Here is a 10639-nt window from a genome sequence, read left to right as displayed (position 1 = left end):
GGACGTCCCCGCGCCCGCCCTACGGAGGCCCGCCGCGCTACCCGTTCGTCCCGCGCTGGGGCTTCCCGCCCGGGCCCTGGCGGACGAGCACGCCGCCCGCGCCGCCGAGCGCGCTGCTCCGCGCCCGGGTCGCGCTGAGCCGGCTGGTGCCGCTGCTGTGGATCACCGCGGCCGTCGCGCTGGTCGCCGCCGGGGCCGAGACCTGGCGGTACGTCCTGCTGCTCGCGAGCCGCACGGACGCCCTGTCCACCACGGCCGTCCGCTGGTCGGACGGCCTGGTCCGCACCGCGGGGTGGGCCTCGGTCACCGCGTCCGTGCTCTCCGGGCTGGTCCTCGTCACATGGTCGCTGCGCGCCCTGCAGGCCGCGGGCGACCGCACGGCCACCCGGCCCTCCCGCAGTCCGTTGATGGTCGTCCTGGGCTGGCTGGTGCCGGGGCCGAACCTGAGCGTGCCGGGCTCGTTGCTCGCGGAGATCGAGCACGCCGGGCTGGACCGCTCCCCGAACGAGCGGCCGCGACCGTCCCGGACGGTCCTCCTCTGGTGGGCGGTGTGGGCGCCGGGCGTGGTGCTCGGCGTCCTCACGCTGCTGTGGTCGTTGCGCACGGGCGCCCAGGCCCGCGCCGACGGCGTGGTGCTGCACGCGCTGGTGGACCTCACGGCGGTCGCGACGGCGGTGCTCACACTGAAGGTCACCCGCCGGCTGACGGCGCTGCTCGCCCCTCCCGCGGGGGATCGACGGGAGATCCTGGTCGCGGTCAGACCGCCGGCGGAGCCCGTACCTGCATGACGCTCGTGGTCCTTTCGTCCGCGTGCCGACACGGAGGGGCCGCGAGTGTCGGCTTCAGGCCGTCACCGGAAGGCGCACCAGTCCCCGCATGACGAAGTCCGGCCGCCGCGGAGGATCGCCCGCGAGCGTCAGGGCCGGCAGCCGTGCGCGCAGCGCCTCCAGCGCCGCCGCCACCTCGAGCCGGGCCAGCGGGGCGCCCAGGCAGTAGTGCACGCCCGCGCCGAAGCCGAGGTGGGGGTTCGGGTTCCGGTCGAGGTCCAGGCGCCCGGGCTCGGCGAACACCGCCGGATCGTGCGCGGCGGCCCCCAGCAGGGCGGCGATCTTCGTCCCGGCGGGCACCGGGAACCCGGCCACCTCGACGTCGACGACCGCGGTCCGCTCGAACAGCTGCAGCGGCGCGTCGAACCGGATGAGCTCCTCGACGGCCGTCGGGGCCGGCGCGGGATCCAGCCGGGCCCACTCGTCGGGGCGGCGGAGCAGGGCGAGGACCCCGTTGCCGATCACGTTCACCGTGGCCTCGTGCCCGGCCATCAGCAGAAGGGCCGCGGTGCCGACGAGCTCGTCGGAGGAGAGGCGCGCCCCGTCCGCCGCGGCCTCGGCCAGCAGGCCGCTGACCAGGTCGTCCGACGGCGTCCGGCGGCGGAAGGCGGCGAGCTCGCGCAGTGCCCCGACGAACTCCGCGGACGCCTTCTCGGCCGCCGCCCGCCGGTCCTGGCCCGGATCGGGCTCGTACATCGTGACGATGGTGTTGGACCAGTGCCGCAGCAGCGCGCGCTCCGGCCCTTCGACGCCCAGCAGTTCGGCGATCACCTGCACCGGCAGCGTCGCGGCGACGTGCTCGAGGAGGTCCGCCTCGCCGTCGTCGGCGACGCGGGCGGCCAGGTCGTCGACGAGCCGGGCGGCCAGCCCGCGCACCCAGGGCTCCAGCCGGGCGGTGTGCCCGCGCCCGAACGCCGACGCGACGAGCCCACGCAGCCGGGAGTGCCCGGGCCCCTCCCGTTCGAGGAGGGAGTTGCGGTGCAGCAGGTTGAAGGCGGTGAAGGAGTCCGCGGGCTCGGCGTCCGCCCAGATCCGGCCGAGGCCGCGGCGGCGCAGCACGGCGGAGCAGGCCGCGTGCGACACGGCGACCGGCATCCCGAGCCCCGGATGCGGATGGACCTCGGCCTCGGCCCGCAGTCGCGCGAACGTCGGATACGGATCGGCCAGGAACGCGGGGTCAGAAGGGTCGAACGGCATCACTCCGCTACCTTTGCACCCCTGATGGCCAAGAAGAATCGCCACCGCGCCGCCGCTGCTGCGGCCGACGGTGAGAACCCCCGCCGCCCCTGTCCGTGTGGTTCCGGCAAGCGCTACAAGGCGTGCCACGGAGCCGGCGACGACGTGATCGTCACCCGCCCGTTCGAGGGGCTGGCCGCGGAGCCGGACCTGGTCGCGATGCGGGAGTTCCTGCCGTCCGCCGTCGCGCCGCTCCCGTTGCGCACGAAGGGCGAGCGCCCGGTGCGGATCGCGTCCGTGCTGCCCGGCGCCTCCGCGGCGCTGGTCCGGCCGGACGGCGAGATCCTGCTCGGGATGCAGGTGCAGACCCGTTCCGGGGACCTCTCGGCGGACGTCGCCAGAGCGTTGCGCTGGGCGGAGCAGGCGGAACCGGGCGAGGCACTGTCCGTCGTCGGTCCCGGGGTCGGCGGCAGCGAGGTGGTGCGGCTGCAGGACCTGCTGATCGCGGACGCGCCGCTGGAACCGGAGCTGTTCCCGGACTTCGCCTGGTGGATCGCCGAGGGCGTCGACGAGACGTCCCCCGAGGTCGCCGCGACCCTCGAGCGCGCCAACTCGGTGATCATGCCGACCGAGGCCGTCGCCGGGCCGGGCGTCCGCGCCGCCTACTGGGTGGACACGGGTGCGAAGGCACACCTGCGCTGGGTGCGCCCCGAGCCGGAGGACTCGCTGATGGCGGCCCTGGCCCGGTTGCACGCGGCCGGCGCGCTGGAGCTCTCGGAGGGCAGCCGCTACGCCGGCGCGTTCCGGGCCCACGGCCTGCTCGTCCCGGTGTGGGACCTGGACCGGGAGCTGCACGCGAAGGAATGGGCGAAGCCCGCCGCGGCCTTCGCGAAGCGCCTGGCGCAGGCCCTCGCCGACGAGACCCCGCTGACGACGCAGGAGCGCGGCGCCCGGGACGCGATCGCCGGCAAGCAGGTCACCCTGCGCTGACCCGGCCCGAACGCACGAACGGCACTCTCACGCGGTAGGTGTGCGCGAGAGTGCCGTTCGTGCAGGTCAACGGCGCGTCAGACGCGGCCCCCGGCGACCGGCGGCGCCGTGGTGTCCGTCCCGGTGGCCTTCTGCAGCTCGCGGTTCACGAAGTCCTCGATGTGGAACAGGTTGTCCCCGGCGCGCTGGACGACGGTGAGCAGCGTCGACATGGACGCGACCTCCTCGACCTGCTCCTTCAGGAACCACTGCATGAACTGCTCGCCGAGGTAGTCGCCCTCGTCCCGGGCGGTCCGCGCGAGCGTGGTGACCTGCTCGGTGACCTGCTTCTCCTGGGCCAATGCGAGCCGCACGACGTCCTCGACGCTCGCGAAGTCGTTGCAAACCTCGTCGACCCCGGGGATGGCGACGCGGACGTCGGAGTCGAGCAGGTACTGGACCATGCTCATCGCGTGGTTCCGCTCCTCCAACGCCTGCGCGTAGAAGTGCGCGGCGAGCTGGGGAAGATCCTCGTCGTCGAGCCACACCGCGACGGCGGTGTACTGCTGGCTCGCCGTGAACTCGTTGCGGATCTGGTCTCTGAGCAGGGCAAGGAACTTCGAGTCGGACACCCGGCGATGGTAGCCCCGGAACTTTTCTGGAATGGTTCCAGAACAGCGTAGTGTGACGAGCGGCACTTCCCCAATCGAACGTCCGATCCATAACCTCCGGGCATGGGACTTCTCGATGGCAAGGTCGTCATCGTGACCGGTGCCGGGCGCGGCATCGGGCGCGGTGAGGCGCTCGAGTGCGCGGCACAGGGTGCGGCGGTGGTGGTGGCGGAGTTCGACCCGGACGCGGGGGACGCGGTCGCCAAGGAGATCGTCGGCGCGGGCGGCCGGGCCGTCGCCGTCGGCGGGGACGTGGCGGACGCCGGCGTCGCGAACTCGCTGGTCGACGCGGCGGTCGAGGAGTTCGGCGGCCTCGACGCGCTGGTCAACAACGCGGGCATCCTGCGGGACCGCACGATCGCCAAGATGACCGACGACGACTGGGACGCCGTCGTCCGCGTCCACCTGCGGGGACATTTCCTCCCCACGCGTGCCGCGGTGCAGTACTGGCGGGAGAACAAGCGGCCGGGCCACGTGGTGAGCACTGCGTCCACGTCCGGCCTGCTCGGCAACTTCGGCCAAACGAACTACGGCGCGGCCAAGGCGGGCATCGCGGCGTTCTCCACGATCGTGGCGATGGAGGGTGCCCGGGCCGGCATCACGTCGAACGCGATCGCCCCGACCGCACTCACCCGGATGACGCTGGACCTGATGCCGGAGGAGTGGAAGCGGCAGCGCGACGCCGAGCTGGAGCGGGGCGGGTTCGACTTCTTCGCGCCCGAGAACGTCGCGCCGCTCGTCGCCTACCTCTGTTCGGACGAGTCGAGCCACATCAGCGGCAAGGTCTTCGGCGTGCAGGGGGACAGCGTCGAGATCTTCCAGCCGTTCACCTCGGTCGCCGAGGTGACCAACGGCGGCCGGCGCTGGGACCCGTCCGAGCTGGCCGGCCAGATCGACGGCCTGTTCACCGCCTCCGGCATCCAGCCCGGCCCGGAGAACATGATGGACCGTATGCGTTACAAGATCCTCTGACCCCGGGACCCCGCGTTGTGGCTCCACAGCGCGCGGGGTCGCCGTTACGAGATCCAGCCGGTGGGCAGCAGGGCGTAACCGACGAAGGCCACGATGTCGATCAGCGCGTGCGCGCCGACGAGGGGCCAGAGCCGGTTCGTCCGCTGCCACACCCGGCCGAACACCAGCCCCATGACGACGTTGCCGACGAACCCGCCGACCCCCTGGTAGAGGTGGTAGGCCCCGCGCAGCAGCGCGGACACCAGCACCGAGCGGTTCTCGGACCAGCCGAGCTGGCGGAACCGGGTGAGCAGGTACCCGATCATCACCAGCTCCTCCGCCCAGGCGTTCGCCGCGGCGGAGAGCAGGAGGACCGGGGTGCGCCACCAGACGTCGTCGAGGGTGCTGGGGGCCACGTCGAGGCTCACGCCGAGGGCCCGCGCCACGAGGTAGAGACCGAGCCCGGGGATGCCGATCAGCGCGGCGAGGCCGACGGCACCGGCGGCGTCCCGGCCGGGGCGCCGGGCGTCCAGCCCCACGCGGGCCAGCGCGATCCCGCCGCGCAGCAGGAGGTAGGCGCCCAGCGCGCCCCAGCCGACCAGCTGCAGGGCCCGCACCAGCTGGAGCGCGAGGTCCACGAGGCCCACCTGCGCGGCCGGCGCGTTGAGCGCGACGGTCTGCTCGGACAGCGGGGTGGACGACAGGAGCGAGTCCAGCAGCGACAGCGCGCTGCGGAGCGCCGAGAGCCCGAGGGTGACGGTCAGGACGACGAGGATCTCGAGGACCAGCAGCCGGCGGCCGGCGCGGTCCCGCACGACGGCCACCGCGTCGGACGGCGCGGGCGCCAGCCATTCCCGAAGGGCCACGGTGCGACGCTACCCGGGGTCCTTCTTCTACAACGCGTAGGATGGCGCTCGTGCGACAGCTGGTGTTCTCCCCCCGCTGGATCCTCTGGCACCTGCTCACCCTCGGTGCGATGGCGGCCTGCGTCTGGCTGTCCAAGTGGCAGTGGGACCGGGCGGGGTCGAACCTCGGCACCGCCGCCAACGTCGGCTACGGCCTTCAGTGGCCGTTCTTCGCCCTCTTCTTCGGCTACATGTGGTGGCGTTTCCTGCGCCTCGAGGTGCGCCGGCTCGAGGGCGAGGAGCCCGAGGAGCACGAGACGCCGGCGGTCCCGACGGCCGAGCCGCTCGCGCCGCCGCCCGCCCCGAAGGAGGTCGGCCCGGAGCGGATCGCCCCGGAGAAGACCCCCGGGCCGCGCGCGGACGCCGCCGCGACCACCGAGGACGACCGGGAACCCGCTCCTTGGGACCGTGGACCGTCGCCCTTCACCCCGACCCCCGTGCCGGCAGCGACCCCCGTCACCGACGACGAGGACCCCCGGCTGGCCGCCTACAACCGGATGCTGGCGCAGCTCGCCGCCCGGGACCAGGAGAGCTGATGTCGATCTCCCTCGCCTTGAAGGCCTACCGGATCGCCGCGTGGGTCACCGGTGTCGGGCTGCTGGTACTCGTCTTCTACGCGATGCCGATGAAGTACTTCTTCGACACCCCGGGCCCGGTCGCCGTCGTCGGGATGTTCCACGGCTTCCTGTACATGATCTACATCGTGTGCGCGCTGCTGCTCGCCGAGCGCGCCCGGTTCACCCCGGTGTTCGCGCTGCTCGTGCTGGTCGCGGGCACCATCCCGATCTGCTCGTTCATCGCCGAGCGCAAGGTCACCCACCGCGTCCAGGACAGGCTCGCGGCCCAGAACCCCGCGGGCTGACCGCAGGCGGTCAGCCCGGCTCGTCCACCACGTTCCCGACCTCGCGCGGTGACGCCGAGCGGAACGGGCACCCGACGAGCAGGCCGAGCTGTGTGCGCAGCTCCTCGACCGTCGTGACGTCGTGCTGCCACGCCAGCCGCACGTCGTGATCGCCCTGCGGGGTCTCCACGCGCAGCCGCAGGCCGCAGCGGTCCACCCCGAGCGGCCGGACCCGGGCGCCTCGGGTGGCGCGCAGCGGGGGCGGCAGGTGCCGGGCCAGCGCGTCGAAGACGTCCGGATGGGCCTCCTCGAGATGGCTCAGCCAGTGGTCCTCGAGCCGGCAGAACGGGTCCGGACGGGCCGCGGCCAGGTCCACGGGGGCGAGCACCGCGCTGCCCTCGGCGTCCGCGAGGACCGCGGAGCCGGGGCTGAGCCGGACGAGTGTGGCGCCGTGCCCCAGGTCGAGGAGGCCGGGGTGTGGGGCCACGTCGGCGACCTGCAGGGCGGCGCGGCGCGCGGACCCCGCGTCGGGCTCGTGCAGCCGGCCGGTGATCCACAGCAGTGCGCGGACGGGCTCCCGCAGGTCGACCGGGGCGCGGTCGGTGATCTCCAGCATCACCGGGAGCTCGCCGTCCTCGGCCTCCCGGATCCGGGTGAGCACCGGGGAGTCGTCGGCCAGCAGCAGCACCGCGGAACCGTCGGCGTGCAGGTGGTGCACGAGCGGCACGACGGGTTCCGGGGCGCCGGTCCCGACGAGGGCGGCGTGACCGCCGCGGACCGCCACGCTGCGGGCACGTTCGGCGTCCGTCGGGGCCGGCGGACGCCGGAGTCGGGTGCCTCCCACGGTGATCACCTCCTGGTTAGGTGAGGCTAAGCTATAGCGGTTGTGGGCCGGCTGTCCAGGGCGGCAGCGGTACCCGACCGAGGGCCGCACCCCCAGGAGGTTTAGCGTCGTGGCCGTGACGACCGTGCCCTCGGGTTCTCCCGCCGACCCGTGGCCGATCTCTCCGCTGCTGTCCGGGCTGATGGACGACACCAGCCTGATGCAGCCCAGGATGGTCGCCCCGGGCATCGACGCGGTGGTGGCCCGCTATCTCTCGGCCCGTGACGGCAGCTACGGCGGCCTCGTGGGGCGTCTCGTGTGCCCCGCGTCCCGGCTCCCCGCGCTGGTGACCGAGCTGGCCCGGTCCGCGCCCGCGCGTCCGGTCGATCTCGCGCTCGTCGTCGACACCGGGCTCGGCGCCGTGCCCAAGGCCCTGTCCACTGTGTTCTCCCGCTCCACACTGCTCACGCCGCGCACGGTCGAGACCGCCGCGCCCCCGGACGTCGACGCCGTGTGGCTGGAGCGGGTCTCGGAGTTCGTGCCCGAGGACGTCACGCCCGTCGTCGAGCCGCGGCGCCCGCTGGCGGGCACCGAGGAGGAGACGAACGCCTGGCTGGACGCGGTGCGCCGGGTCGCCGAGCACGGATGCGTGCCGAAGCTGCGGGCCGGCGGTCCGCGCGTCTCGGACGTGCCGACGATCGCCGACGTCGAGCGGTTCGTGGACGTCGCCGTCTCCGCCGGGCGCGGGTTCGCCGCGATGGGCCTGCGGGACGTCGTGCGGCCCGCTGCGGAGACCGCGCAGGACCGCAGCCGGCACGGGGTGCTGAACCTGCTGGTCGCGGTGGCCCGCGCGATCAAGGTCGGCGAGCCGGACGGCACCGTGGTGGGCGCGCTGTGCGAGACGGACGGGCCCACGCTCGCCCGCGAGCTCCAGCGGCTCCCGGGCCGGGGCGTCGAAGGTGTCCGCGGGCTCCTGGGCTGCTGTGGGCTCGACCCGGAACCGGTGCCGATCAAGGACCTGGTCGCCCTGGGTCTCCTGGAGTAGAGGGGGACGCGCCCGGCGCCGGCTAGCCCCCTTCCGCCGCCGGGACGAGGTGCGCCCCCGGTCCTGGTTTCGCCGAGCCTGGGAACCGCGGTTCGGAAGTTCTGACGTCGGGTGAGTGGTGTGGTCGATACGGACCAACCGGACGAGGGGAACCGGTGGCGGGGCCCGTCATGGCCGTCGCTACAGTCGACCTTCGTGCCCCGAATCGGTTTCCTCGGCCCGCACGCCACCTTCACCGAACAGGCGCTCCGGTCCCTTCCGGAGTCCCGTGACGCGGAGCTCGTGCCCCTCGCCGGCAGCCCGGCCGTCCTCGCGGCGGTCCGCGAAGGCTCCGTCGACGCGGGCTGCGTGCCGATCGAGAACAGCGTCGAGGGTGCCGTGCCTCCCGTGCTCGACGGCCTGGTCGACGACCCGCCGCTCGTCATCGTGAAGGAGGCGCTCGTCGCCGTCCGTTTCACGCTGCTCGTCCGCCCCGGCACGACGCGGCAGGACATCCGCACCGTCGCCTCGCACCCGCACGGCATCGCGCAGACCCGCGGCTGGATCGCGGCGAACCTGCCGGACGCCGAGATGCGGACCTGCTCGTCCACCTCGGAGGGGGCCGCGCAGGTCGCCCGGGGCGAGGTCGACGCCGCGGTGTCCAGCCCGCTCGCCGCCACCCAGCACTGCCTCGACGTCCTGGCGGACGACATCGCGGACAATCCCGGCGCCGTGACCCGGTTCGTCCTGCTCACCCGGCCGTCGAAGCCCGCGCCGCCCACCGGTCGGGACCGCACGACGCTCGCGGCCCGGACGGAGAACCGGCCGGGCTCGCTGCTCGAGCTGCTCACCGAGCTCGGGATGCGCGGGATCGACCTGACCCGCATCGAGTCCCGGCCGATCAAGGACCGGCACGCCGAGTACTGGTTCCACCTGGACTGCAGCGGGCACGTCGCGGAGCCGGCGATGGGGGAGGCGCTCGCCGCGCTGCACCGCCGCTGCGACGTGGTCCGCTTCCTGGGGTCCTATCCGCGCGCCACCGGGACCGCCGGTGCCGCCGCAGGAGGTACCTCGCCGGCCCCGGGACCCGGGGCGGAGGAGTACGCCGCCGCCGAACGCTGGCTGGCCGATCTGAGGGACGGGGTGCGGACATGACGTTCTCGCCGTACGAGCCGGAGCGCGACGAGCTGCGCCTGGTCCTGGTGCGCCACGGCCAGACCGACGCGAACGTGGAGCGGATGCTGGACACGGTCCTGCCCGGCCACCCGCTGAACGAGACGGGCCACGAGCAGGCCGGGACCGTCGCCGAGCTGCTCGCGGACTGGCCGGTCCGTGCGGTCTACGCATCCCTCGCGCAGCGCGCGCGACAGACCGCCGAGCCGATCGCGCGGGCGCTGGGGCTGGAGGTCACCCCGATCGAGGGCGTGCACGAGATCTTCTGTGGGGAGCTCGAGGGCCGCTCGGACAACCTCGCCCGCCGGGAGTTCGAGGAGGTCTACGAGGCCTGGTGGGGCGGGGACCTGGGCCGCTCGCTGCCCGGCGGGGAGTCGGCGAAGGAGCTGCGCGAGCGCTACCTGCCGGTCGTCGAGCGGATCGTGGAGCACGCCGAGGCGACCTACCCGGCCGGGTCGATGGTCGTGCTCGTCAGCCACGGCGCGGCGATGCGGCTGGCCGCGGGCGCGCTGCTCGGGGACACCGCGGAGACCAGCTACGTCCCGAACACCGGGCGGGTGGTGCTGCGCCGCGACGCCGGCACGGAGACGGGCTGGGCGCTCGAATGGTGGGACTCCGGCCCGACCCTCACCGGGGACGTGACGGCGGGGGCGCCGCCCGAGACGCGCTGAGCTGCGCGATCAGTAGCGCGACGGCGCCGGCGAGGGCGAGCGCGCCGCTCCCGTCAGCCACCGGGTGCGGGCCTTCCTGCGGGCCTACGCGGTCCGGAACAAACCCTCTAGCCCCAGCCGAGGTCGTGGAGGGTGTCCTCGTCGATCCCGAAGTGGTGGGCGATCTCGTGCACCACGGTGACCGCGACCTCGTGGACGACGTCGTCCACCGAGTCGCACACATCGAGGATCGCGTCCCGGTAGATCGTGATCCGGTCCGGCAGGACGCCGCCGTAGTCACCGGTGCGCTCGGTGAGCGCGACGCCGGTGTACAGCCCGAGCAACGACGGGTCCTCGTCGTTCCGGTCCTCGACCAGCACGACCACGTTGTCCATCGCCGCCGTCAGCCGGGGCGGCACGGTGTCGAGCGCGTCGGACACCAGCTCCTCGAACCGCTGCCGACCCATCACGACGGGCACGGTCCGCCCTACGTCCCGACCGAGACGGGCGGCGACCCCGGGTCGGCCGCGGGCTCGGTGGTCGGGGCGGCGGGATCCGCCGGCGGCGGCACCGGGGCGGGGGCCTCGCCGCTCGGGGGCGCGGCCTCCGAGGGCGGGGCCCCGCCGCTG

General features: G+C 74.0%; 13 protein-coding genes. 8 read left to right on the top strand and 5 right to left on the bottom strand.

The genetic code is table 11. The features are described from left to right. A partial coding sequence (locus tag JWP64_RS08910; protein ID WP_297494424.1) for a DUF4328 domain-containing protein occupies nucleotides 1–788 on the top strand: 788 nt, incomplete at its 5' end. A gap of 54 nt (nucleotides 789–842) precedes the next feature. Here JWP64_RS08910 and JWP64_RS08905 read toward each other — a convergent pair. Continuing rightward, a complete protein-coding gene (locus JWP64_RS08905) occupies nucleotides 843–2024 on the bottom strand; it encodes a cytochrome P450 (RefSeq protein ID WP_297494421.1) in 1182 nt (393 codons plus the stop codon). Nucleotides 2025–2048: 24 nt separating this feature from the next. Here JWP64_RS08905 and JWP64_RS08900 point away from each other — a divergent pair, with 24 nt between their 5' ends. Beyond that, a complete protein-coding gene (locus JWP64_RS08900; protein ID WP_297494418.1) occupies nucleotides 2049–2993 on the top strand; it encodes a DUF5926 family protein in 945 nt (314 codons plus the stop codon). A 77-nt stretch (nucleotides 2994–3070) separates the two neighbouring features. Here JWP64_RS08900 and JWP64_RS08895 read toward each other — a convergent pair whose 3' ends face one another. Continuing rightward, nucleotides 3071–3604, bottom strand: coding sequence for a ferritin (locus JWP64_RS08895; RefSeq protein ID WP_297494415.1), 534 nt, complete (start codon nucleotides 3602–3604; stop codon nucleotides 3071–3073). Between the two features lie 102 nt (nucleotides 3605–3706). On the opposite strand from JWP64_RS08895, the gene JWP64_RS08890 reads away from it, so the two are divergent. Next, nucleotides 3707–4615: an SDR family NAD(P)-dependent oxidoreductase gene (locus tag JWP64_RS08890; RefSeq protein ID WP_297494412.1), complete on the top strand. Its 909-nt coding sequence runs from the start codon at nucleotides 3707–3709 to the stop codon at nucleotides 4613–4615. A gap of 44 nt (nucleotides 4616–4659) precedes the next feature. On the opposite strand, the gene JWP64_RS08885 is transcribed toward JWP64_RS08890, so the two are convergent. Beyond that, nucleotides 4660–5460, bottom strand: coding sequence for a CPBP family intramembrane glutamic endopeptidase (locus JWP64_RS08885; RefSeq protein WP_297494409.1), 801 nt, complete (start codon nucleotides 5458–5460; stop codon nucleotides 4660–4662). A gap of 41 nt (nucleotides 5461–5501) precedes the next feature. Between JWP64_RS08885 and JWP64_RS08880 the strand changes: the two genes are divergently transcribed. Next, on the top strand, nucleotides 5502–6035 hold the full coding sequence (locus tag JWP64_RS08880) for a hypothetical protein (protein WP_297494406.1): 534 nt from the start codon (nucleotides 5502–5504) through the stop codon (nucleotides 6033–6035). Beyond that, on the top strand, nucleotides 6035–6361 hold the full coding sequence (locus tag JWP64_RS08875; RefSeq protein ID WP_297494404.1) for a DUF3817 domain-containing protein: 327 nt from the start codon (nucleotides 6035–6037) through the stop codon (nucleotides 6359–6361). The genes JWP64_RS08880 and JWP64_RS08875 overlap by 1 nt, the downstream gene beginning before the upstream one ends. Nucleotides 6362–6371: 10 nt before the next feature. On the opposite strand, the gene JWP64_RS08870 is transcribed toward JWP64_RS08875, so the two are convergent. After that, nucleotides 6372–7184: a DUF2470 domain-containing protein gene (locus JWP64_RS08870; protein WP_297494402.1), complete on the bottom strand. Its 813-nt coding sequence runs from the start codon at nucleotides 7182–7184 to the stop codon at nucleotides 6372–6374. A 115-nt stretch (nucleotides 7185–7299) separates the two neighbouring features. Here JWP64_RS08870 and JWP64_RS08865 point away from each other — a divergent pair, with 115 nt between their 5' ends. From JWP64_RS08865 to JWP64_RS08855, 3 genes are all read left to right on the top strand, one after another. After that, complete coding sequence (locus JWP64_RS08865) at nucleotides 7300–8208, top strand: hypothetical protein (protein ID WP_297494399.1); 909 nt, start codon at nucleotides 7300–7302, stop codon at nucleotides 8206–8208. 195 nt (nucleotides 8209–8403) lie between these two features. Then, the gene (gene pheA, locus JWP64_RS08860; protein WP_297494396.1) at nucleotides 8404–9342 is read left to right on the top strand and encodes a prephenate dehydratase; all 939 of its coding nucleotides are present in this window, start codon (nucleotides 8404–8406) and stop codon (nucleotides 9340–9342) included. Beyond that, on the top strand, nucleotides 9339–10031 hold the full coding sequence (locus JWP64_RS08855; protein ID WP_297494393.1) for a histidine phosphatase family protein: 693 nt from the start codon (nucleotides 9339–9341) through the stop codon (nucleotides 10029–10031). The genes pheA and JWP64_RS08855 overlap by 4 nt, the downstream gene beginning before the upstream one ends. Before the next feature lie 107 nt (nucleotides 10032–10138). On the opposite strand, the gene JWP64_RS08850 is transcribed toward JWP64_RS08855, so the two are convergent. Further along, nucleotides 10139–10489 carry a metallopeptidase family protein gene (locus tag JWP64_RS08850; protein ID WP_297494391.1) on the bottom strand — a complete coding sequence of 117 codons (351 nt, stop codon included), beginning with the start codon at nucleotides 10487–10489 and terminating at the stop codon, nucleotides 10139–10141. Nucleotides 10490–10639 lie beyond the last annotated feature (150 nt).

It is taken from the genome of Pseudonocardia sp. (assembly GCF_025465255.1).
In the GTDB taxonomy this organism is placed as follows: domain Bacteria; phylum Actinomycetota; class Actinomycetes; order Mycobacteriales; family Pseudonocardiaceae; genus Pseudonocardia.
Note: the sequence above shows the minus strand (reverse complement) of the source record. Positions and strands in the feature narration are given on the sequence as shown.

Coding starts and splice junctions, on each gene's coding strand:
- JWP64_RS08905 (WP_297494421.1), bottom strand. CDS start 2,024: ATGCCGTTCGACCCTTCTGACCCCGCGTTCCTGGCCGATCCGTATCCG.
- JWP64_RS08900 (WP_297494418.1), top strand. CDS start 2,049: ATGGCCAAGAAGAATCGCCACCGCGCCGCCGCTGCTGCGGCCGACGGT.
- JWP64_RS08890 (WP_297494412.1), top strand. CDS start 3,707: ATGGGACTTCTCGATGGCAAGGTCGTCATCGTGACCGGTGCCGGGCGC.
- JWP64_RS08880 (WP_297494406.1), top strand. CDS start 5,502: ATGGCGCTCGTGCGACAGCTGGTGTTCTCCCCCCGCTGGATCCTCTGG.
- JWP64_RS08875 (WP_297494404.1), top strand. CDS start 6,035: ATGTCGATCTCCCTCGCCTTGAAGGCCTACCGGATCGCCGCGTGGGTC.
- JWP64_RS08855 (WP_297494393.1), top strand. CDS start 9,339: ATGACGTTCTCGCCGTACGAGCCGGAGCGCGACGAGCTGCGCCTGGTC.